We start from the raw sequence: 23198 nt of genomic DNA on the forward strand, positions 1-23198 counted from the left end.
TCGTTTCGTTGCAAGCCGGAAAGGAAGAAACCCATGGCCGCATACAAGATCGGCTACCTGGTCGGAAGCCTCGCCAGGGACTCCATCAACCGCACCCTGTCCACGGCGCTCATCAAACTCGCCCCGCCGGAGCTCGAATTCAAGGAAATCCCGATCAAGGATCTGCCCCTGTACAGCTCGGACTACGACGCCGAATTCCCGCCGACCGGGCGGATGCTGAAGTCGCTGATCGAGTCATCCGACGGCCTGCTGTTCATCTCGCCGGAATACAACCGGTCGATTCCCGGTGCACTGAAGAACGCCATCGACTGGGGGTCGCGGCCGTGGGGCACGAACTCGTTCGCCCGGAAGCCCACCGGCATCATCGGCGCCTCGCCGGGCGGCATCGGCACGGCCGTGATGCAGTCCTCCATGCGCAGCGTGCTGAGCTTCCTCGACGCGCCGCAGCTGAACTCGCCGGAGGCGTACATCCAGTTCAGCGCCGACGTGTTCACGCCCGACGGCGAGGTCACGAACGATGGCACTCGCGAGTTCCTGCGGCACTACATGGAGGAGTACTCCGCCTTCGTGCAGCGGGTCCTGGCCGCGAACGCGCCCGGGCACATCGGCGACGACGATCCCGGCTCCCGCAAATAACCCCAGGACGGCTGCATAACTCCTGCAGAATTCGCCCCGACCCGGTCAGATGCCCGGAATCCCGGGGGCGGGTTCCGACGGGGCCGAGAATTGCAGGAGTTGTGCTTCGGGAGGACGGTTCGGGTCGGGGGGGGGATTGAGCGCCGGCGCTTCTGAATCGCATCATCGATCGGAGTTGTACTTCTGCAGCGCGCATCCGTACGGTGAAATGAGCGCGGCAGAGTAGTCGCGTCGTCGCGAACTTGCGACCGGCCCGCTCGCGGGCCCCCGAACGTCCCGCTGAAAGGACCTCCGTGAAGACCTTCACCATGCCCGGAACCGAGATCGTCGCCCCGAACGTCCTGCTCGGGCTGATGCGGATCGCCGACAAGACCGATGACGAGGTCCGCGAACTCGTGCGCACCGCCCGCGACTCCGGCATCGACTTCATCGATCACGCCGACATCTACGGCAACGACCGGCACGGCTGTGAGCGCCGGTTCGCCGAAGCGATGCAGCTGACCCCGTCCCAGCGGGACGAGATCACCATCCAGACCAAGACCGGCATCCGGGACGGCTATTTCGACTTCTCCTACGAGCACATCCTGGAATCGGTCGAGGGCTCCCTCGCCGCGCTTGAGACCGACCGCATCGACATCCTGCTGTTGCACCGCCCGGATGCGCTGGTCGAGCCCGAAGAGGTCGCGCGCGCCTTCGACGAGCTGGAGGCCAGCGGCAAGGTGCGCGCCTTCGGAGTCTCGAACCACACTCCCCGACAGATCGACCTGCTGCAGAAGTACGTGCGCCAGCCGATCGTTGCCAACCAGTTGCAGCTCTCGATCACGCACTCGCCAATCATCGCCCAGGGGGTGTCGGCGAACATGCTCGCCGAGCAGCAGTCGATCACCCTCGACGGGGGCGGGATCGTGGACTACTGCCGCCTGCACGACATCACCATCCAGGCCTGGTCGCCCTTCCAGGCCGGCTTCTTCACTGGCGTGTTCCTCGGCTCGGCCGAGTACCCCGAACTCAACGCCGTCATCGACCGGCTCGCCACGCAGTACAGCGTGCCCGCCATCGCCATCGCCACGGCCTGGATCACCCGGCACCCCGCCCAGATGCAGGTCGTGCTCGGCACCACCAGTCCCGACCGGGTCGCCGCCGCCGCGCTCGGGTCAGACGTGGTGCTCAGCCGGGCCGAATGGTACGAGCTGTTCCGCGCCGCGGGGCACATCGTCCCCTGACCCGTCGCGTCGGGGAGAGGCCGCCTGCTACAGGCGGATCTCCCCGGCCACAACCTGTCTGGCTACCACGGTCAACGACATCTGCTGGGCCCTGGCGTGCCCGCGGATGCGCTCGAAGGCTGCGTCCATCGACAACTTCTGCGTCTCAGAGATGACTCCCTTGGCCTGCTCGATGACGATCCGGCTGGAGAGAGCTTGTTGCAGCTGATCGCGGATGGTCGACGAGTCGTGGATGACGCGTTCCTGCAGGATCCCGATCGTCGCGACATCAGCAAGTGCCTGCGCGGCGCGGATGTCGTGGTGCTCGAGCTCGCCGCGTTCGTTGCGCATCAGATTCAGCGTTCCGATGGTCGTTTCCCGCAGGCGCAACGGGATGGCGTACACGGAGTGGATGCCCTGGGCCCTGGCCGTCTCGCAGAAATCCGGCCAACGCTCCGAGCCGACATCGATGTCGGGCACGGACACCACCGCGCGAGTCCGGAACGACTCCAGGCACGGCCCAGCGTCGGCGTCGAGTTGCATGATCTCCACCAGGGTGTTCGCCTCGCTCGTGGACGCAACGACTTCGAGCTCGCTGGTGCCACTCGCGAGCAGGATGCCCGCGGAGTCGACGTCGAGGAGGTCATGGCAGTACTCCACCAGCGACTGCAGGAGCTCGAGGACGTCGTAGCCGGCGACGAGGGTATCGGCGAGTGTCGTGAACGCGTCGAAGAGCTGTTCGGTACGGGTCGTCTCGATCACGGTGACTCCTCGTCGGTTTCCGGGAGGTTGCCGAAACGGATCCGGCGTTCGATGATGTCCTCGGCGATTTCCCGCATCGGACGGTTGTCGGCAAAGGCCCTGGCCTGAATGATCAGGTACGCGTCATCCGCGGTCGTGCCCGCCTGAGCAAGGACCATGCCCGTCGCCTGATGGATCAGGCGGCGCGAGAACGTCGTCGTCTCACGGGGAGCGTCGGTGCCGACGGCGTTCCGAAGCAGGATCCGGCTGACGATTGCGGACAGGACCAGGGACTGCCTCTGCTGCGTGACGGTGAGGGAGCCCGGAGTGGTGGAGTACAGGTCGATGGCACCGATTTCGAGGGGTCCGAACATGAGCGGGAAGGCGAAGATCGCCCCAATCTCTTCGTTGCGCATCGCCGCAGTGAAGGCCGGCCAAGACGCGGTGTTGGCGAAATCGGGTTCGATCACGGGCGCCCTCGTCGTCAGGGCATCCCAGCATGGCCCCTCACCGAGGTCGAATTGGGTCTCGTCGACCCGTTCGGCCCGGGAATCGGTGGCGGAGACGGTCTCGGCACCGAGAAGGGAGCCGAAGGTTGAAATGGAGGCTCCGGAGATCGGGAGAAAGCTCACGAACGGATGGGCCAAATCATCGATCCGCCCACCTCCCTCGGACAGGGCATCGGACGCTGCTTGAAATGAATTCGCCGTCATCGCTCCACCTCGTCTCGTTTTTCGTCACAATACGCGTCACCCGGACGCGGATATAGGGCTTGACATCGGAGTGCGAAAAGGTTGTCCGGCCGCTGGATGGCCTGGCGACTAGCGGGTTCATTTTTGAGGCAGTGTTTGAGTACAACCTCAATCGACGGCAAGCATGCGTGCCGTCACTGGTCGGCGTGCGCCTCGAGGAATTCGTAGACCTCGGTGTCGTCCACGCCCGGGAACGTGCCGGAGGGCAACGGGGAGAGCACGTGCGCGTGCAGCCGGGCGCTCGGCCAGGCCTGGCCGTTCCACCGGGCGGCGACCGCGCCGGAGGGCCGGCGGCAGCAGGACTCGTCCGGGCAGCGGGAAACCGCGCGTTGCGTGGTCTCCCGGCCGCGGAACCACTTCGCCTGCGCGAACGGGGCGCCGACGCTGATCGAGAACTCCTCATCCGTTGTGGTGCCGGTCTGGGTGGCGCACCAGAACGTGCCGGCCGGGGTGTCGGTGTACTGGTAGAACTCGGTGGTGCGGTTGGTGTGCGTGAACGCGCTGCGGGCGCTCCACTGCTTGCAGACCAGCTGGCCCTCGATTGACCCGGTGACGTCGGCCGGCAACGGCAGGCCGTCGTTCTCGTAGCCCTTCTGCAGGGCGCCGTCGCCGGAGACCCGCAGGAAGTGCACGGTCATGTCGAGGTGCTCGGTGGCCAGGTTCGTCAGTCGCAGCGCCGCCGCCTCGTGGGTGACCCCGAACGCGTCGCGCAGGTCTTCCACCGAGAGCACCCGTTCCCGCTTGGCGGTCTGCAGGAAGGTGCGCGTCGCATCCAGCGGCATCAGGCAGCAGGCGGCGAAGTAGTTGATCTCCAGCCGCTGCCAGAGGAATTCGGCGTAGCTGGCGGGACGCTCGTGGCCGAGCAGCCGGTGGCCCATCGCCTGCAGCGCCATCGACCGCAGCCCGTGCCCGCCAGGGATCGACGCCGGCGGCAGGTAGATGCGGTGGTTGACCAGGTCGGTCACCGACCGGGTTGAGTTCGGCAGGTCGTTCACATAGATCAGGGTGAAGCCGAGCTGTTCGGCCATCACGCTCACCTCCCGGTGGGTGAGCGCGCCGGAGACGTGCCCGGACGCCCGGACGCGTTCCTCGGCAAGTTTCTCGATGTCGGGCATGTAGTTGCCGCGCTCCCGCATCCGCTCACGCAGCTCGGTGTTGGCCCGGCGGGCCTCCTCCGGGGTGGCGATGGCCTCGCTGGCGCGGCGGGCCAGCTCCCGGTGCAGGCCCACGAGCGACTCGATCGCCGGCAGCGGCATGCCCTTGGTCACCTTCACCTGGGGCAGGCCGAGCGCGCCGTACAACGGATTCTTCTGCGCCCGGGCCAGCTCGATCTCCAGGGCGGCCCGGGTGTTGGGGGCTTCGCCGCTGAGCAGGTCGGCCAGCGGCACACCCAGCGCCTGCGCCAGCTGCTGCAGGGTGGAGAGCTTGGGTTCCCGCCGCCCGTTCTCAATCAGCGAGAGCTGGCTGGCAGCCAGGCCCACCTGCTCGCCGAGCTGGTCGAGCGTGAGCGCGCGCTCGCTGCGAAAGTGACGGATGCGGTGACCGAGGGTGACCAGGTCTGAGGCCGGCGTTGGCATTCCTTAAGCATACGTAAAGAACCGCGTTTCTTAACGATGGTTTTCCCGTTTAGAGCGGCTATTGCGGCGCATTCTTAATGCACAGGACGAAATTAGCATCCCGAGGAAGGCAGACAATGACCGTCACGCACCCCGTTCGCAGCCACATCCGCACCCATGCCGCACGCTCGATCGAGACGACGGTCCCCGCCGGGTTCGGCGCCCCGACCGGCAGCACCGACCCCGCCCTGCAGGCCTGGGTCGAGGAGACTGCCCGCCTCACCGAGCCCGACGCCATCGTGTGGTGCACCGGCAGCGCGCAGGAGGCTGACGTGCTCTCCAAGCAGCTGGTTGCCGAGGGCAAGCTGATCCGGCTCAATCCGGAATGGCGCCCGAACAGCTTCCTGGCGCGCACCAGCCCCACCGACGTCGCCCGGGTCGAGGACCGCACGTTCATCTGCTCCACCCACCGCGACGACGCCGGCCCCACCAACAACTGGGCCGAGCCGACAGCGATGCGCGCCGAGCTGAACGGTGTCTTCGCCGGCAGCATGCGCGGCCGCACGATGTACGTCGTGCCGTTCTCGATGGGACCCCTCGGCGGCCCGATTTCACAGCTCGGCGTCGAGCTCACCGATTCGGCGTACGTGGTGCTGCACCTGGGCATCATGACCCGGATGGGTGCGGCCGTTCAGCGCCTGATCGAGGCGGGTACCCCGTGGGTGCGCACCGTGCACAGCGTGGGGTTCCCGCTTGTGGATGCGCACGGCTCGCGCCGCGCCGACATCACCTGGCCCAGCAACGACACCAAGTACATCGTGCAGTTCCCCGAGGACCGTGAGGTGTGGTCGTTCGGCTCCGGTTACGGCGGCAACGCGCTGCTGTCGAAGAAGTCGTTCGCGCTGCGGATCGCCTCGGTGATGGCCCGCGACGAGGGCTGGCTCGCCGAGCACATGCTGCTGATCAAAGTCACCTCGCCCGAGGGCGGCACCCACCACGTGGCCGCCGCGTTCCCCTCCGCCTGCGGCAAGACCAACCTGTCGATGCTGCAGCCCACCATCCCCGGCTGGAAGGTGGAGACCATCGGCGACGACATCGCCTGGCTGCGGCCCGGCGACGACGGCCGGCTCTGGGCGATCAACCCCGAGGCTGGGTTCTTCGGCGTGGCCCCCGGCACCGGCGAGACCACCAACCCCACCGCGGTGCAGACGGTGTGGGGTAACACCATCTTCACCAACGTCGCCCTGCGCGACGACGGCGACGTGTGGTGGGAGGGGCTCACCGAGACGCCGCCCGCCCACCTCACCGACTGGGAGGGCAACTCCTGGACCCCCGACAGTGGCCGGCCCGCCGCGCACCCGAACTCCCGGTTCACCGTGCCGGCAGCGCAGTGCCCGTCCATCGCCGACAGCTGGGAAGACGTCGGCGGGGTGCCGATCGACGCAATCATGTTCGGCGGCCGCCGCGCCACCAACGTGCCGCTGGTCGCCGAGGCCCGCAGCTGGAAGCACGGCGTGTTCATGGGCGCCACCATCTCCTCGGAAAAGACCGCCGCCGCCGAGGGCACCGTCGGGGAGCTGCGCCGCGACCCGTTCGCGATGCTGCCGTTCTGCGGCTACAACATGGCCGACTACTGGGCGCACTGGCTCCGCGTCGGCAAGGGCCTGGGCACCAAGGCGCCCGCGATCTTCCAGGTCAACTGGTTCCGCAAGGGCGAGGACGGCAGCTTCCTCTGGCCCGGCTTCGGTGAGAACGCCCGCGTGCTCGAGTGGATCATCCGCCGGGTCGAGGGCTCGGTCGCCGCCGTCGACACCCCGATCGGGCGGATGCCGGTGGCCGGCGCGCTCAACGTGGCCGGTCTCGACGTGAGCGACGAGGCCCTCGAGCAGCTGTTCAGCATCGACCCGGCCTCCTGGCTGGCCGAGTGCGACCTCACCGAGGAGTTCTTCGCCAAGTTCGGCTCCCGGGTGCCGCCGGCGCTCCAGTCCGAGCTTGCGAGCCTGCGCTACCACCTCGCCGACTAGCTCCCGCGCCCCGGCGCCGCCGGCCGGGGCGGCATCCGCAAATTAGGAGATAGTGAGTTTTCTAGGACCCGATGGCCGCAAGGGTCCTAGAAACCTTACGGTCTCCTTTTTTGCAGCGATGGCGTCCGGCGGGGAGGCCCTCGCACGGTCGGAATAGGATGCTGTCGTCCAGGCGCGATCAAGGGTGAGAGAGCCGGTAAGCAATGCATGATGACAGCGCACTCGTCGAGCTGCGGATCAGCCGGTTCGTCCGTGAACGGCTCCGGCCAGCGATCAACCGGGCGACCGCGCCGCTCACCATCGAATCCTGGGATGCGCCGGGGGAGCCGGTGCCGTTCGCCGACGCGGTCGGCCAAGACTTCACTCCCTTCGGCACTGGTCGCAGGTGGGGCCGCCCGTGGGGCACGACCTGGTTGCACGTCACCGGAACGGTGCCGGCGGACTGGGTGATCGACGACACGGTGCGCCTCGAGTTGCTGGTCGATCTCGGCTTCAGCAGGGCGACCCCGGGATTCCAGGCCGAGGGTCTGGTCTACGCCCCCGACGGGGTGATCCTCAAGGCCATCTCGCCCCACAACCGTTCGGTGCCACTGCCGACCGCGCCCGGCCGGCCGGTCGACCTCTACCTCGAGGCGGCCGCCAACCCGGATGTCACATCCGGGTTCACCTTCGTCGCCACCGACAAGGGCGACCCGGCCACCGCGGGCCAGAAACCGCTGTACACGCTCCGGCAGGTCGACCTCGCCCTCCGGGACGAAACGGTCTGGCAGCTGGTTCAGGACTTCTGGACGCTGACCGGCCTGATGCGGGAGCTTCCGGCGGGAACGGCCCGGCGGGCGGACATCCTGCGGGCGCTGGAGCGGTGCATCGACACCGTGGACCCCGATGATGTGGCGGGCACCGCCGCGGCCGGCCGGGCGGCGGTCGCCGCGGTGCTCGCGCAACCCGCGAACGCGAGCGCGCACCGGCTGCACGCGGTGGGGCACGCGCACATCGACAGCGCCTGGCTCTGGCCGGTGCGGGAAACCGTGCGCAAGGTCGCCCGCACCTTCTCGAACGTGCTGGCCCTGATCGAGGCGAACCCGGACTTCGCCTTCGCCGCATCATCCGCCCAGCAGTACGCCTGGCTGAAGGAGTTCTACCCCGAACTGTTCGCCCGAGTGAAGGCGCAGGTCGCGGCCGGCGCGTTCGTGCCGGTCGGCGGGATGTGGGTGGAGTCGGACACCAATATGCCCGGCGGTGAGGCGCTGGTGCGGCAGTTCGTCGCCGGCAAGCGGTTCTTCATGACCGAGTTCGGTATCGAACCGTTGGAGGTGTGGCTGCCGGACTCGTTCGGCTACTCCGCGGCGCTGCCGCAGATCGTCGCCATGGCCGGGTCCAAGTGGTTCCTCACCCAGAAGACCTCCTGGAACGAGACCAACCTGATGCCGCACCACACCTTTCGCTGGGAGGGCATCGACGGCACCAGGATCTTCACCCACTTCCCGCCGGTGGACACGTACAACGCCGAGCTGTCGGGGGAGGAGCTGGCACGGGCCGAGCGGCAGTATGCCGAGAAGGGCGCTGCGAACACCTCGCTGGTGCCGTTCGGCTTCGGCGACGGCGGCGGCGGTCCGACCGAGGAGATGATCGCCGCCGCCCGCCGCACCGCGTCGCTGGAGGGCTCGCCGACCGTCGAGCTGTCCACCCCCCGCCGGTTCTTCGAGGCGGCGGAGGCCGAGTACCCCGACCCGCCGGTGTGGTCCGGCGAGCTGTACCTCGAGTTCCACCGCGGCACCTACACCTCGCAGGCGCGCACCAAACGGGGCAACCGCCGCAGCGAGCAGTTGCTGCGGGAGGCGGAACTGTGGGCGACCACGGCCACGGTGCGCACCGGCGCCGAGTACCCGTACGCCCTGCTGGAGCGCACCTGGCATACGGTGCTGCTGCAGCAATTCCACGACATCCTGCCCGGCTCCTCCATCGCCTGGGTGCACCAGGAGGCCGAACGTAACTACGCCGCCGTGGCCGGCACCTTGACCTCGCTGATCGAGTCCACGGTGCGGCGACTCTGCCGACCCGGCGACGCCACCGTGCTGCTCAATGCCGGCCCGTACGCCCTCGACGGCGTGACCGCACTGGCCGGCGCCGACGCCGCCCACCCCGACCCGGCCGCGCCCGCGGCGAGCGTCACGGTGACCCGCACCGCGGCGGGCCTGGTGCTCGACAACGGACTCGTGGCCGTCACCATCGATGATGACGGGCTGTTCAGCTCGGTCCGGGACGTGGTCCGGCACCGCGAACTGGTGCCGGTGGGCTCCCGCGGCAACCTGCTGCAACTGCACCGCGACACCCCCACCCAGTGGGACGCCTGGGACATCGACGAGCACTACAAACGCAACACCGTCGACCTGGTCGCGGCCGAGTCGGTCGAGGTGGTCCTCGAGACGCCGGAGCGGGTCGACGTGCGGGTCACCCGGTCCTTCGGGGCGTCCCGGGTGGTCGAGGTCATCACCCTGTCGGCGGGGTCGCCGGCGGTGGACCTGGCCTTCGACCTGGACTGGCACGAACGGCAGAAGCTGCTCAAGCTGGCGTTCCCGCTCGATGTGAACGCCGACCGGGCCGCGTCCGAGATCCAGTTCGGCCACGTCTTCCGGGCCACGCACACCAACACCTCCTGGGATGCGGCCCGGTTCGAGACCGTGGCGCACCGCTGGGTGCACGTGGGCGAACCCGGCTACGGGGTCGCGGTGGGCAACGACTCCACCTACGGGCACGACATCGGCCGGTCCCCGGACGGCGCCGGCCGGTCCGCGACGACGGTGCGGCTGTCGCTGCTGCGCGCGGCCGTGTTCCCCGACCCCGCCGCCGACCAGGGCCGGCACGAACTGCGGGTGTCCGTGCGGGTGGCGGCGGGCATCCCGGAGGCCGTGGCCGAGGGCTACCGACTCAACCTGCCGGTGCGCGCCGTGACCGGGGTGGCCGATGCGGTGATCGAGCCGCTGCTGCGGGTGGACAACCCGGCCGTGGTGGTGGAGGCGGTGAAACTGGCCGAAGACCGGAGCGGCGACCTGATCGTGCGGCTCTACGAGGCGCACGGCAACCGGTCCACGGCCCGGCTCATCCGTCACTTCGAGGCGACGGATGTGGTCGAAACCGACCTGCTCGAGCGCCCCCTGGCCGATCCCCGCGTCGAGCTCGCCGCCGGGGCGCCCCTGCCGGTGGAGTCGCACGCCCTCACCCTGACCCTGCGCCCCTTCGAGATCGTCACCCTGCGCTTCGTCCGCCCCTGACGCGGCCTGACCGCTCGCCGACTTGCCGAAAAATGCCCCTTCGCCACGCTTGATGGGGCACATTGCGGCAAGTCGAACGACGCGACCTCGCCGACTTGCCGAAAAATGCCCTTCCCGAGCCGGGAAGGGGCATTTTGCGGCACCTCGTGCGGGTTAGACCAGCAGCTGGTGCTTGGCCAGGTCGCGGTACAGCGGCGTCGAGACGACGAGTTCGGAGTGCGTGCCGGTGCCGACGACCTCACCGTGGTCGAGCACCACGATCTGGTCGGAGTCGACCACTGTCGACAGGCGGTGCGCGATCACGATCAGGGTGCGGTCCACCGCGACCGCGTCGATCGCCTCGCGCATCAGCTGCTCGTTCATGCCGTCCAGGCTCGAGGTGGACTCGTCCAGCAGCAGGATCGGCGGCGCCGCGAGCAGCGCCCGGGCGATCGCGAGGCGCTGGCGTTCGCCGCCGGAGAGCTTGACGCCGTCCTCGCCGACCGCCGCGCCCAGGCCGGCCGGGTCGCGGTGGAGCACCTCACCGAGGTTCACCGCGTGCAACACGGCCACGCACTCCTCGTCGGTGGCATCGGGGCTGGCCAGGGTGAGGTTGTCGCGCAGCGAGCCGGCCAGCACGGGAGCGTCCTGCTCCACGTAGCCGATCTGGCCGCGGAGTTCTTCGCGGTCCAGGCTGCGGATGTCGAGGCCGCCGAGCCGCACCACGCCGGAGTCGGCGTCGTAGAAGCGCTCGATCAGGGCGAGGATGGTGCTCTTGCCGGCCCCGGACGGGCCGACCAGTGCGGTGCGCAGGCCCCGCGGGGCGCCGAACGACACCCCGCGCAGCACGGGGGTGGGGGCGGCCGGGGCGGCGGCGGCCGGGGCGTCCAGCTGCTCGCCGGTCGCGGCATCCGTCGTCGCCAGCGCGGTGGGCGCGTAGTGGAAACGCACGTCCTCGAACGAGATCGCGGGCGCCTGCGGGTTGACCTTGGCGTTCGCGGCACCCACCACCATCGCCAGAGGGGCGATCTCGCGGTCGAACTGGTCCTCGCTGGGCAGGTCGATGATCTCCTGGATGCGGCCGAGCGCGCCGAGCGCGGAGTTGATCGAGGTGATAGCGCCGAAGAACTGGCCCAGCGGCATGATCATCATGAACAGGAACAGGATGAACGCGACCAGGTCGGCGACGGTGATGCTGCCGGCGGCCACGCGGAAGCCGCCGACGCCGAGCACCACGAGCAGTGACACCTGCAGGGCGATGCCGGCGATGGGCACGACGAGGGCGGAGACCTTGGCGACCTTGATGCCCATCTGCCAGGCGCCCTCGGCGTCCTTCTCCACGACGGCGATCTCGCGGGCGGTGGCGTTCGCGGCGCGCACCGTGCGCACGGCGCTGATGGCCCGTTCCACGCTCGCGGCCAGGTCGCCGACCTTGGTCTGCGCAGCCAGGCTGGCCGTGCGGATGCGCTGGGACAACAGCACCACGGTGACCACCGACACGGCGATCACGAGCACGGTCAGGCCGAGCAGCACCGGGTCGATGATGAGCATCGCGATGATCGCGCCGATGAAGGTCAGCGACCCGCCGATGGCCTCCACGGCGCCCTGGGTGAGTACGGCGCGCAGCAGGGTGGTGTCCGAGCTCACCCGGGAGACCAGGTCGCCCGTGCGGCGGGCGTCGAACTGGCTGATCGGCAGGTTCAGCATCCGCCCGATCAGGCGCTTGCGGCTGGAGAGCACCACGCCCTCACCGGTGCGCTGCAGTAGGTAGTGCTGATAACCGCTGATCAGGGCGGAGATCACCACGAGGGCCACGAGGGCGGTGACGATGTTGTCGAGCGGGTCGCCGGCCTCGACGAGGGTGATCACCTGGCTGACCAGCAACGGCTGGGCCAGGCTGGCCGCGGCGCCGAGCACGCTGAGCACGATGACCACGCTGAGCACGGCCTTGTGCTCGGACAGGTAGGGCAGCAGTTGCTTGAACGACGCCCGCGGGCCCTCGACGGGTGCACCGCGGCGGCCCATCCGGGAACGGGGCTTGGGCGCGGGGGAGCCGGTGGCGGAAGAGGAGGTTTTTGACCCGGAGGTAGTCGTACTCACCACCCGAGTTTAACCGCCGCTCACGGGCATCCGCGTGTACCGCGTGCGCCGGGCGGGCAGGTGAGTCAGTCCTTGTGCCGGCTGCCGCCGTATTTCTTGTGCACGGCCTGGCGGGAGACCTCCAGTGCGAGCGCGATCAGCTGCCAGGAAGCGTTCGCGTTGCGGGCCCGCCGCACGGCGATGGCTTCGGCGCGGTCGAGTTCGTGCCGCTGGGCCTTGATCGCCCGCAGCGCGTCGATCGGGTCGCGCGAACCGGCGTCGCCGATCGCGGTGCGTCCAGTGTCATCCAACATGTGTCAACCGTAATTGACACGCCCCGCGCATGTCAACCCAAATTGACACCCGATCCGCGACGCAAAAACGTGCGCCGCGACCGGGGTCGCGGCGCACGTTCGTGGCGCATCGAGGCGGATGGTGCGGGGTCAGCGCTCGAGGTCGAGGTCGCGGGTCTCGCGGCTCAGGTACAGCGCGACCAGGGTGATCAGGCCCATCACCGAGAGGTAGATGCCCACCCAGAACGGGCTGCCCTCGCCGAGGGTCCACAGCCACACGGCGATGAACGGGGCCACGGCCGCGCCGAGGATCGAGCTCATGTTGTACGCGAACGCGGAGCCGGTGTAGCGCACCTGGGTGGGGAACAGCTCGGGCAGCAGCGCGCCCATCGGGCCGAAGGTCATGCCCATCAGGGTGAAACCGAGGATGAGGAAGATCATCACGCCGAGGAACCCGGCGCCGAGCAGCGGCACGAAGAGGAAGCCGAACACGACGATGCCCGCGGTCACCCAGAGCAGGGTGCGGCGGCGGCCGAACTTGTCGGCCCAGGGGCCGGATGCGAGGGTGAAGATTCCGAAGAACACCACCCCGCCGATCATCATCAGCACGAACGTCGTGTAGCTGTAACCGAGGCCCGCGACCGGCGCATCCGTCGCGGCGCGGCCGTAACTGAGGCTGAAGGTGGTCATCAGGTAGAACAGCACGTAGGTGGCGAGCATGATGAACGTGCCCAGGATGAGTTCACGCCAGTTGGTCTTGAACACCGCGGCGAGCGGCAGCTTGGCGACCTTCTTGGTGGTGACGATCTTGGTGAACGCGTCGCTCTCCACCAGACGCAGGCGCACCCAGAGGCCGACGATGACCATGACGGCGCTGAACAGGAACGGCACCCGCCAGGCCCACTCGAGGAACGCGTCGGACGGCCGGGTCGGGTCGTCGGAGGGCAGCAGCACCGCGATGAGCAGGAACAGGCCGTTGGCGATGATGAAGCCGAGCGGGGCGCCCACCTGCGGGAAGGTGCCGTACCAGGCGCGCTTGCCCTTGGGGGCGTTCTCGGTGGCGACCAGGGCCGCGCCGCTCCACTCGCCGCCGAGCGCGAAGCCCTGGGCGAGGCGCAGGATGACCAGCATGATCGGGGCGAGCCAGCCGACCATCGCGTAGGTGGGCAGCAGCCCGATCAGGAACGTGGCGATGCCCATGGTCAGCAGCGCGCCGACGAGGGTGGCCTTGCGGCCCTTCTTGTCGCCGAAGTGACCGAAGAACAGGGCGCCGAGCGGGCGGGCGACCATGGCGGCGCCGAACACCGCGAAGGAGGCGAGCAGTGCGGCGGTCTCGTTGCCGGTCGGGAAGAACAGGTGCGGGAAGACCAGGACGGCCGCGGTGGCGTAGACGTAGAAGTCGTAGAACTCGATCGTGGTGCCGATGAGGCTGGCCAGGATGACGCGACTGCGCGGGTTCGTGGGCGCGGGGGCAGCGGATGTGGCCGCCGCGGTGGATGCTGACATGGGGAAAGGCGCTCTCGAATAGAGGTGAATGGCGGGGTGAGTCGCGGCGCGCAGACGGCGGTCAGTCGTCCGGGGCGGGCGGGAAACGCTCAACAGAAGAGGTCGGCCGCTTGTGACAGCCTGATTTAGCCTACATTCGCGCTCTGCTGCCCGGCGAATCGGCCGGAAGCGCCGGTTCCCCGGGTAGGGGCATCAGCCGGGGCAGGGTGACGGTGGCGTGGGTGCCGCTGTGTCCGTCGGACTGCAGGTCGATGCTGCCGCCGAGCCGGTGGACCAGGCCCTTGGTGAGGGGGAGGCCGAGGCCGGTGCCGGGGAGGGATTCGGCGCTGGCGGAGCGGTAGAACCGGTCGAAGACCCGCTCGATCTCGCCCGGCGGGATGCCGATTCCGTTGTCGCTGACCGTGAGCAGCACCCCGCCGCCGTCGGCGTCGCCGGAGCAGCCCACCCACACCTGCCCGTCGGCAGGGGTGAACTTGACGGCGTTGGAGACCAGGTTGGTCAGCATCCGGCGCAGGTCGTCGGCGGAGCTGTGCACCTCGAGAGAGCCGTCGCCGAACTCGGCTGTGAGGGCCACGCCGGCGGTGTGCGCGAGCGGTTCCAGCTCCTCGACACACTCGGTCACCAGTGCGCGCAGGTCGACGAGCGCGCCGGTCTGGGTGTCGGTCTGGGTGCTCATCCGGGACAGGTCGAGCAGGTTCTCCACCAACTGCGCCAGTCGGTGCGAGTTGCGCACGATCACCCGGGTGAACCGCACCTGGTCGGCGTCCAGCTTTGTGTCCTCCAACTCCTCCGCGTAGCCGAGGATGCTGGTGATGGGGGTGCGCAGTTCGTGGCTGACCGAGGAGACGAAGTCGTCCTTCTGCCGGTTCAGGTCACGCAGCGCATGCACCACCTGCCGCTCCCGCTCGAGCAGGTCGTCGCGCTGGGCGAGCTCCGCGGCGAGCAGCAGCACCGACGCGGCGTAGGTGAGCAGGAAGATCTGCACCAGGGGCCCGCTGTTGGTGGTGGGGTCCTGGCCTCCGGTGAAGTAGCCGACGCCGAGCGAGGTGAAGGCCGACGCGACCAGGGCCGTGCCGCACAACTCCCAGCTGACGACGCGGATGCCGAAGCGGAACGCCGCCCAGGTGAGCAACGGCAGGATCAGAAAGGACAGCGGCAGCGTTTGTCCGGGGGCGTAGGCCACCCCGAGCACCAGCATCATGACGCCCATCTGGATGAACATCTCGATTCGCCGCTCGGGATTAACCCGACCGCGCCGCACCAGGGCCAGCGGCGCAAGCACAAAGATGGCGAAGGCGTGGGAGGGGATCACCCTGAGCAGCACCTCACCGAAGTGCCCGCCGCTGAAGACGACCACCGTGAGGCTGGCGAGCACTCCGAGCACAAGGGCGCCGCAGAGCACCGCGATGGTGAAGCGCAGGACGTCACGCACGGTGTCGAACCGCGCGGGCGCGTCGCGGGGTGCGAAGATGCGGGTGACCACCCACGCCTCGAGCGCGTTGGCCAGGCCGAAGCCGAGCGCGACGGGCAGGGTGCGCCCGCCGCTGACATTCGCCGCTACGCAGACCAGCCCCACCAGCACGGTGACCAGCAGGCGTTCCCTGCCTTTAGCCACGCACAGCGCGAGCACGGCGGCGGCGGCGGCGGGCCACCAGGCTGCCACGCCGGCACCGGTGGCCGGGGCCATGAGTGCGGCCAGCCCCAGGGCATACACGAGCACCAGCAGCACGGCGATCGCCGTGAGGCGCCAGCGGAGGGGAGCGGTCCAGAGGAACGCGACGATGCTGTTCACCGGCGTGGTTTCTCCCCCGTGCGTTCCGGCCGCGGCGCGGTTGGATAGTGTCAACCTAGCGTGTCGTGTGCCTAATTCAGGTGACAGGCACGAAAAGCGCATGGGGAACCAGGGGACCAGACGGATGCCACGGATATTGATCGTCGAGGACGACGAAGACGTTAGAGCGTTGATCGCGCACAAGCTGCGCCGGGCCGGGCACGAGGTGTCCGAAGCCGCGGACGGCGAAGAGGGCCTCGCCGCCGCCCGCGCCACGCTGCCCGAGCTGATGGTGCTGGACTGGATGATGCCCAAGCTCACCGGCATCGAGGTGTGTGCGCAGATCCGCGCCGACACCGACATGACGCAGCCGCGCATCCTGCTGCTCACCGCGAAGTCGCAGGACAGCGACATCGCCCTGGCCATGAAGACCGGCGCGGACGGTTACCTGATCAAGCCGTTCCGGGCGAACGACCTGCTCGAACGGGTGACCGCCCTCCTCGCCTAGTCCCACCGCTCGAGCCACGGCATAACTCCTGCAGAATTCGTCGGTGCGCGGCCACTTCCGCGTGATTCCGGCATCCGTTTGAGGTCAGCCGGACGAATTGCAGGAGTTATGCCCCCCTCCCCCCGAGGGCGCGGGACGGCGGCTAGCGGTCGCGCAGCTTCCGCAGCACGATGGCCGTGGCCAGGGCCGCCGTCGCGGCCTCCTCGCCCTTGTCCTCCTTCGAGCCGGGCAGGCCGGACCGGTCCAGGCCCTGCTGCTCGTCGTCGAGGGTGAGCACGCCGAAACCGACGGGCTTGCCCGTGTCCAGCGCCACCCGGGTGAGGCCATCCGTCGCCGCCGCGGACACGTACTCGAAGTGCGGTGTGCCGCCACGGATGATCACGCCGAGCGCCACCACCGCGTCCGCGCCGCTCTCCAGTGCCACCTTGCTCGCCACCGGCAGCTCGAAGCTGCCGGGAACGCGCACCAGCGAGAACGTCGCCCCCGAGGCCTCGAGCACCCGGGTGGCCCCGGCGATGAGCCCGTCGGTGATCACGTCGTGCCACTGGCCGGCGATGATCACCACCTCCAGTCCGGTGCCGTCGACGTCGATTGCGGGCGAGCCTGCTCCACTCATAGTGCGAGTCCTTTCACGATCTGGTGTGCTGAGATTTCATGGCCCATGCGGTCGCGCTTGGCCGCCAGGTAGTCCTCGTTGTGGCTGCCCACGCCCACGACCAGCGGCACCCGTTCGGTGACCGTCACGCCGTACGCCTCGAGCTGGCGAACCTTCTCCGGGTTGTTGGTGAGCAGCCGCACCGAGGTGAGGCCGAGTTCGTCGAGGATGGCGGTGGCCGCACCGTAGTCGCGGGAGTCGGCGGGCAAACCCAGCGCGAGGTTCGCGTCCAGGGTGTCCAGGCCGTCCTCCTGCAGCTTGTAGGCGCGCAGCTTGTTGATCAGGCCGATGCCGCGGCCCTCCTGGCCGCGGAGGTACACCACCACGCCGCCCTCGCGTTCGATGGTGTCCAGGGCCGCCTGCAGCTGGGGGCCGCACTCGCACTTGAGCGAGCCGAACGCCTCGCCGGTGAGGCACTCGGAGTGCACCCGCACGAGGGCGCCGGCGGCGGGGGTGCCGGAGACGATCGCGACGTGGTCGGCGCCGGTCATCCGGTCGCGGTAGGCGCGGATCTGGAAGGAGCCGTGCTCGGTGGGTACGGTGGTCTCCACCTCGAAGTCCACCCGGGGGGTCTCCCGGATCGGGCTGACCGAGGCGAGCACCTCCCCGCCGTGGAACTCCTGCAGGTATTCGATCAGGTCGGCGATGGTGATCACCGGCACGCCTTCGCGCTCGCCGAGCACGAGCAGGCCGGGCAGGCGCATCATCTCGCCGTCGTCGGCGACGATCTCGGCGATGCCGGCCACGGGGATGAGCCCGGCCAGTTTCATCAGGTCGACCGCGGCCTCGGTGTGGCCGTCGCGTTCGCGCACGCCGCCGTCCACGGCGCGCAAGGGCAGCACGTGGCCGGGCCGGTTGAGGCTGGCCGGGGTGGAGCTGGGTTCGGCGAGCACCCGCAGGGTGTGCGCCCGGTCGGCGGCGGAGATGCCGGTGCTGAGCCGGTCGGCGGCGTCCACGGTGACCGTGTACGCGGTGCCGCGCGGGTCCTCGTTGTTGAGCACCATCACCGGCAGGTCCAGGGTGTCGGCGATGTCGTTGGTCATCGGCGCGCAGATGAACCCGGAGGAGTTGCGCACCGTCCACGCGATCCACTCCTGGGTGGCCAGCTGGGCGGAGATGATCACGTCGCCCTCGTTCTCGCGGCCCTCATCGTCGGCGACGATGACGGGCTTGCCGAGCCGGAGTGCCGCCAGTGCGGTGGGAATGTCGGCGAGGCTCATGGGGTGCTCCTTAGAACTGCGGATGGTTCGGTTGGTTCGGGGGTGATGTTCGGGTCGGCGGATGCGCCGGTGCCGGCCGCGCGGGACGCGGCGCTCGCCGCGAGAGCGAGCATCCGTTCGACGTGACGGGCGAGGATGTCGGTCTCCAGGTTCACCCGGTCGCCCACGGCAAGCGCGCCCAGAGTGGTGGCGGCGAGGGTCTCGGGGATCAGCGACACCTCGAACCACTGCTCGGCCAGGTCGGCGGGGGAGATGCTGCTCACCGTGAGGGAGACCCCGTCGATGGCGATGGAGCCTTTGTCGACAACGAGCGGGGCGAGGGCCTCGCTGAGGCTGAACCGCACCACCCGCCAGGCCTCGCCGGGCCGCACGTCGAGCACGGTGCCGGTGCCGTCGATGTGGCCCTGCACGATGTGGCCGCCGAGCCGGCCGCCCACCAGGGCGGCCCGTTCCAGGTTCACCGGCGAGCCCGCGGTGGCGCCCTCCAGCGTGGACATGTTCAGGGTCTGCGCCATGACGTCGGCGGTGAAGGTCTCGGGCGTCTGCTCGACCACGGTCAGGCAGACCCCGTTGACCGAGATCGAGTCGCCGTGCCCGGCGCCGTCGACCACGAGCGGGCCGCGGATGGTGAGACGGGCGGCATCCGCCGTGCGTTCGATGCGCTCGACGGTGCCGAGCTCCTCAATGATTCCGGTGAACATGCGGGTCCTTCTCAGTTCTCGTCGGCCGGGACGGCCCGGTGGTGGTGTCGGTCAGGGTGGTCTGGTGCGGCCGGCCGGTCTCGCCGGTTTCGGCCGGCCGGGCGACGAGCAGGAGGTCGTCGCCGAGCCGCACGAGCTCTGCAATCTGCAGCCGGCGCTGCGCGTCGATGCCGTCGACGCCGATGTCGCCCAGGGCGAGCCGGTCGCCGCCGAGGAGGGTGGGGGCCAGGTAGACGAGGTACTCGTCGACCAGGCCGGCGCGCACGAACGCGCTGGCCAGGGTGGGGCCGCCCTCCACGAACACCCGCCGCACACCCCGCGTGTGCAGGGTGCCCAGCAGTGCGGCGACGTCGTGCTCGGCGATCAGCCAGGGGGGCAACGGATGCCGGTGCACGGCAGCGTCGGCCGGCACCGGGCGGTGCCCGACCACGACGGGTTGCGGCTGATGCGGCAGCAGGGTGCCGTCGGCGGCGCGCGCGGTGAGCGCGGGGTCGTCGGCCAGGACGGTGCCGGTGCCCACCAGGATCGCGTCGGCGCGGGCGCGGCGCTCGTGCACGTCCTGGCGGGCGGCCGGGCCGGTGATCCAGCGGCTCGAGCCGTCCGCGGCGGCGGCGCGGCCGTCCAGGCTGGACGCCCACTTCACGGTCACGAACGGGCGGCCCAGCCGGGCGGCGACCAGCCAGTCGGCCAGGAAGGCCTCGACCTCGTCGGCGAGCAGGCCGCCGGTGACGTCGATGCCGGCCGCCCGGAGACGGTCGGCGCCGCCGGAGGAGCCCGGTCCCGGGTCGGTGACGGCATAGACCACCCGGCCGATGCCGGCGTCGATGAGGGCGAGCGCGCACGGGCCGGTGCGGCCGGTGTGGTTGCAGGGTTCGAGGGTGACGACGGCGGTGGCGCCGCGGGCGGCGTCCGGGTCGAGGTGGGCCAGGGCATCCACTTCGGCGTGGCAGGTGCCGGCGCCGCGGTGCCAGCCCTCGGCGATGACCTCGCCGGCCGGGCTCAGGATCACGCACCCGACCCGCGGGTTGACGCCCTCGGCCGGTCCGTTGCCGGCCAGCTGCAGGGCTCGGCGCATTGCGTCCTCAAGCCGGTGCTGCTGGTGCATTCCCTGTCCCGTCGTTGTGACGCTCTCCGGGAGGGGGTTTTCGCGTGCGCGAAAGCCGTCGACGGTCCACAAGTGACCGTCGAATCGTGCGCCTCCCATCCGGACTTTAACCGTCGGTGCTGGAATTTCACCAGCTCAACCGCAACCCAGACTTCGGGTCGCAGCTCGCGGACTTTCACCGCCGGTTCGGATTCTCACCGACCCCGGAGCACGTTTCTTATCTTCAGTTATAGCTCAACGCATGCCCGCGCGGCGTATTCCCGGCGTAACCCGGCGACGCCGAACGGATGCCGCCCGGCCGCCGCCCATGCGTCAGGCGGAGGCGACCAGCGCCCGGGCGGTGCTCTCGTCGACGAACAAATCCGTGATCAGGTTGGCCTTAAGCGCCCCACGGAGGCTCGGCAGTTTGGCCGTGCCCGAGACCACGCAGAGTCGGCGCGGAGTCTTGCGGAGCACGTCGAAATCCGGGCCGGTTCCGCGGGCGTTCAGCGGGATCCCGTCGGTGGAACCGTCCGCCCGGAAGAAGATCGTGGCCACGTCGCCCACCACGCCGGAGCGGCTGAGCGAGGCGTACTCGGCTTCCTCGAGGTAGCCGCCCGCGTAGACATGGCTGGGCACCTCGGAGAACGGCGAACCCAGGCCGAACAGGGCCACATCCATCCGGGCCTGCATCTCGAGCAGCCGGCTCACGCTGCGCTCCCGCCAGAGCGCCTGCTTGGTGGCGGGGCTGTCGAAGAACGCCGGCACCGGGAACTGGTGCACGTGGGCGCCGAACGCGTATCCGAACCGGCCGAGGATCTCGCTGGCGTAGCTGAGGCCGGTGGTGCGCATGTTGCCGGCGCCGTTGAGCTGGATGATCTGCGACCCGTGGGTCTGCTTCGGTGTGACGTGGCGGCTGATCGCGTTCATCGTGGACCCCCAGGCGATGCCCATCACCATGTTCGAGTCGAAGAACTGTCCGAGAATTCGTGCAACCGAGAGGGCCACCCGCTCCAATCTGTCGACATCCGTGGCGTGATCGGGCACCGGAACGACGTGCGCGGTGATCTGGAACCGCTCCTGAATCAGCAGTTCCAGCCGGCTGGGCGCGTCCAGGGGAGAGCGGATCTGGATGTCGACGAGACCGGTCGCCCGGGCGTGACTGAGCAGGCGGGACACGGAAGAGCGGGAGGTGTGCAGCTCGTGGGCGATGGCATCCATCGTCAGGTCCTGCATGTAATACAGGTGCGCTGCGGTGAGGGCGTCCCGCACCCGGTCGGACTGCGCTGACTCGTCGACGAGGCTCACAGCCCCTCCTTGCACGTTTGTTCACTCGGCTTGACCGTATGTGTTTGATCTACTCAAGCTTGATTAATCCATACGGAGGGCCGCCGCGCAAACCCGGCGGGGTCAGCCAGACGAATTCGGCCGAGCACCACCCGGTCGCCAGAGCGGCCGAATGACGAACAAAGGCAGTGAACAGTGCAGTCCATACCCCTCTCCTCGCCCGCAGACACCGCCCGCGCCGCCCTCGCCGAGCGCCCGAACGCCAAGGTCCTCATCATCGGCGCCGGCATCAACGGCATCGCCACCTTCCGCGACCTGGCGCTGCAGGGCGTCGACGTCACCATCGTCGACCGGGGCGACTACGTCTCCGGCGCCTCGTCGGCGTCGTCGCATATGATCCACGGCGGCATCCGCTACCTGGAGAACGGCGAGTTCCGGCTCGTCAAGGAGTCCGTCACCGAGCGGAACGGCCTGCTGAAGATTGCGCCGCACTACGTCAAGCCGCTGCCGACCACCGTGCCGATGTTCTCCGCCCTGTCCGGCGTGCTCGCCGCCCCGTTGCGCTTCCTCACCCACAAGCAGGGCAAGGCGCAGGAGCGCGGCGCGCTGCTGATCAAGGTCGGGCTGGTGCTCTACGACTCCTTCTCCCGCGACGGCGGTTCGGTGCCCAAGCACGAGTTCCACGGCCGCAAGAAGTCGCTCGAGCGCCTGCCGCGGCTGAACCCCGGCCTCAAGTACACCGCCACCTACTACGACGCGTCCATGCACGACCCGGAGCGCCTCGCCCTTGACGTGCTGCGTGACGGCCTCGACACCGGCCCGCACGCCCGCGCCGCCAACTACGTCGAAGCGGTGGGCATGGATGCCGACGGCGTGCGCCTGCGCAACACCATCACCGGCGAGGAATTCAGCTTCACCGCCGACGTGGTCGTGAACACCTCCGGCCCGTGGACCGACCTGACCAACTCGGCGCTCGGCCAGGCCAGCACCTACATGGGCGGCACCAAGGGCTCGCACATCGTGCTGGACCACCCGGAGCTGCTCGCGGCCACCGGCGGCGGCGAGATCTTCTTCGAGAACAACGACGGCCGCATCGTGCTGATCTACCCGCTGGCCGGCCGGGTGCTCATCGGCACCACCGACCTCGAGCACGACATGACCCAGCCGATCCGCACCACCGAAGACGAGATCGACTACTTCTTCGACCTGGTCAAGCACGTCTTCCCCGACATCACGGTGGACCGCTCGCACATCGTCTTCCGGTTCGCCGGTGTGCGCCCGCTGCCCCGCCACGACGACGAGGCGCCCGGTTTCGTCTCCCGCGACTACCGCATCGAGTCCAGCCCGCTGGGAGAGCGGCCCGGCACCCTGCTCAGCCTGGTCGGCGGCAAGTGGACCACCTTCCGCGCCCTCGCCGAACACCTCAGCGGCGACATCCTCACCCTGCTCGGCCTACCGCGCACGGTGTCCACCGTCGGGCTCGCCATCGGTGGCGGCAAGGGCTTCCCGGCCACGCCCGCCCAGCACACGGTCTGGCTCGCCGCGCACGGCGACGAGGTCGGCCGCCCACGCGCCCAGGCGCTGCTCAGCCGGTACGGCACCCGCGCCGGAGCGATCATCGATTTCCTCACCGAGGCCCCGGATGCGCAGCTTTCGCACAACGCGCTCTACACCCGCCGGGAGATCGAGTACCTCGCCCGCGAGGAGTCGGTCACCCACCTGATCGACCTGCTGCTGCGCCGCACCAGCCTCGCCTTCGTCGGCGGGCTCAGCCTGGCCCTGCTCGAAGAGCTGGCCGGTGTGCTCGCACCCGTGCTCGGCTGGGATGCCGCCCGCAGCGCCGACGAGGTGGCGCAGGCCACCGCGGAGCTGCGTGAGGTGCACGGCGTCGACCTGGACGTCACGACCACGGTCCCGTCGCTCTAGGGTTTC

18 protein-coding genes and 1 riboswitch are annotated in these 23198 nt (G+C 69.3%); of the genes, 6 read left to right on the forward strand and 12 right to left on the reverse strand.

Translation table 11 applies throughout. From position 1 onward, the window contains the following. Window positions 1–33: 33 nt before the first annotated feature. Both ACU5E9_RS16870 and ACU5E9_RS16875 read left to right on the forward strand, forming a co-directional pair. The gene (locus ACU5E9_RS16870; protein ID WP_456811051.1) at window positions 34–636 is read left to right on the forward strand and encodes an NADPH-dependent FMN reductase; all 603 of its coding nucleotides are present in this window, start codon (window positions 34–36) and stop codon (window positions 634–636) included. A 293-nt stretch (window positions 637–929) separates the two neighbouring features. Then, the gene (locus tag ACU5E9_RS16875) at window positions 930–1859 is read left to right on the forward strand and encodes an aldo/keto reductase (RefSeq protein ID WP_456811052.1); all 930 of its coding nucleotides are present in this window, start codon (window positions 930–932) and stop codon (window positions 1857–1859) included. Window positions 1860–1886: 27 nt separating this feature from the next. Here the strand turns inward: ACU5E9_RS16875 and ACU5E9_RS16880 are convergent, their stop codons facing one another. From ACU5E9_RS16880 to ACU5E9_RS16890, 3 genes are all read right to left on the reverse strand, one after another. Then, window positions 1887–2600, reverse strand: a complete 714-nt coding sequence (locus ACU5E9_RS16880; RefSeq protein ID WP_456811053.1) for a GAF and ANTAR domain-containing protein — start codon at window positions 2598–2600, stop codon at window positions 1887–1889. Then, window positions 2597–3211 carry a GAF and ANTAR domain-containing protein gene (locus ACU5E9_RS16885; protein ID WP_456811054.1) on the reverse strand — a complete coding sequence of 205 codons (615 nt, stop codon included), beginning with the start codon at window positions 3209–3211 and terminating at the stop codon, window positions 2597–2599. The genes ACU5E9_RS16880 and ACU5E9_RS16885 overlap by 4 nt, the downstream gene beginning before the upstream one ends. Window positions 3212–3465: 254 nt before the next feature. Further along, entirely contained in the window at window positions 3466–4908 is a 1443-nt protein-coding gene (locus ACU5E9_RS16890; protein ID WP_456811055.1) for a helix-turn-helix domain-containing protein, read from the reverse strand. Window positions 4909–5024: 116 nt separating this feature from the next. Here ACU5E9_RS16890 and ACU5E9_RS16895 point away from each other — a divergent pair, with 116 nt between their 5' ends. Then, window positions 5025–6911, forward strand: a complete 1887-nt coding sequence (locus ACU5E9_RS16895) for a phosphoenolpyruvate carboxykinase (GTP) (RefSeq protein ID WP_456811056.1) — start codon at window positions 5025–5027, stop codon at window positions 6909–6911. Window positions 6912–7114: 203 nt separating this feature from the next. Then, a complete protein-coding gene (locus ACU5E9_RS16900; RefSeq protein ID WP_456811057.1) occupies window positions 7115–10183 on the forward strand; it encodes an alpha-mannosidase in 3069 nt (1022 codons plus the stop codon). 153 nt (window positions 10184–10336) lie between these two features. On the opposite strand, the gene ACU5E9_RS16905 is transcribed toward ACU5E9_RS16900, so the two are convergent. The 4 genes from ACU5E9_RS16905 to ACU5E9_RS16920 form a co-directional block, all read right to left on the reverse strand. After that, entirely contained in the window at window positions 10337–12187 is a 1851-nt protein-coding gene (locus tag ACU5E9_RS16905; protein ID WP_456813561.1) for an ABC transporter ATP-binding protein, read from the reverse strand. A 140-nt stretch (window positions 12188–12327) separates the two neighbouring features. Further along, a complete protein-coding gene (locus ACU5E9_RS16910; RefSeq protein ID WP_456811058.1) occupies window positions 12328–12555 on the reverse strand; it encodes a hypothetical protein in 228 nt (75 codons plus the stop codon). 129 nt (window positions 12556–12684) lie between these two features. Then, entirely contained in the window at window positions 12685–14040 is a 1356-nt protein-coding gene (locus ACU5E9_RS16915) for an MFS transporter (RefSeq protein ID WP_456811059.1), read from the reverse strand. Window positions 14041–14170: 130 nt separating this feature from the next. Further along, complete coding sequence (locus tag ACU5E9_RS16920; RefSeq protein WP_456811060.1) at window positions 14171–15832, reverse strand: ATP-binding protein; 1662 nt, start codon at window positions 15830–15832, stop codon at window positions 14171–14173. 124 nt (window positions 15833–15956) lie between these two features. Between ACU5E9_RS16920 and ACU5E9_RS16925 the strand changes: the two genes are divergently transcribed. Further along, window positions 15957–16319, forward strand: coding sequence for a response regulator transcription factor (locus tag ACU5E9_RS16925; RefSeq protein ID WP_456811061.1), 363 nt, complete (start codon window positions 15957–15959; stop codon window positions 16317–16319). Window positions 16320–16461: 142 nt separating this feature from the next. Here the strand turns inward: ACU5E9_RS16925 and ribH are convergent, their stop codons facing one another. From ribH to ACU5E9_RS16950, 5 genes are all read right to left on the reverse strand, one after another. Further along, a complete protein-coding gene (gene ribH, locus ACU5E9_RS16930; RefSeq protein ID WP_456811062.1) occupies window positions 16462–16935 on the reverse strand; it encodes a 6,7-dimethyl-8-ribityllumazine synthase in 474 nt (157 codons plus the stop codon). Beyond that, window positions 16932–18194 (reverse strand): GTP cyclohydrolase II, encoded by a 1263-nt coding sequence (ribA, locus tag ACU5E9_RS16935; RefSeq protein WP_456811063.1) that lies wholly within the window; start codon window positions 18192–18194, stop codon window positions 16932–16934. Before ribA ends, ribH begins: the two co-directional genes overlap by 4 nt. Next, window positions 18191–18895: a riboflavin synthase gene (locus tag ACU5E9_RS16940; protein WP_456811064.1), complete on the reverse strand. Its 705-nt coding sequence runs from the start codon at window positions 18893–18895 to the stop codon at window positions 18191–18193. The genes ribA and ACU5E9_RS16940 overlap by 4 nt, the downstream gene beginning before the upstream one ends. After that, the gene (gene ribD / locus ACU5E9_RS16945) at window positions 18876–19970 is read right to left on the reverse strand and encodes a bifunctional diaminohydroxyphosphoribosylaminopyrimidine deaminase/5-amino-6-(5-phosphoribosylamino)uracil reductase RibD (RefSeq protein WP_456811065.1); all 1095 of its coding nucleotides are present in this window, start codon (window positions 19968–19970) and stop codon (window positions 18876–18878) included. Before ribD ends, ACU5E9_RS16940 begins: the two co-directional genes overlap by 20 nt. Window positions 19971–20083: 113 nt before the next feature. Beyond that, window positions 20084–20215, reverse strand: a riboswitch (FMN riboswitch). A 97-nt stretch (window positions 20216–20312) separates the two neighbouring features. Continuing rightward, a complete protein-coding gene (locus tag ACU5E9_RS16950; RefSeq protein ID WP_456813562.1) occupies window positions 20313–21215 on the reverse strand; it encodes a sugar-binding transcriptional regulator in 903 nt (300 codons plus the stop codon). 255 nt (window positions 21216–21470) lie between these two features. Here ACU5E9_RS16950 and ACU5E9_RS16955 point away from each other — a divergent pair, with 255 nt between their 5' ends. Then, window positions 21471–23192, forward strand: coding sequence for an FAD-dependent oxidoreductase (locus tag ACU5E9_RS16955; RefSeq protein ID WP_456813563.1), 1722 nt, complete (start codon window positions 21471–21473; stop codon window positions 23190–23192). Window positions 23193–23198: the final 6 nt, after the last annotated feature.

Source organism: Cryobacterium sp. AP23, from assembly GCF_054075385.1.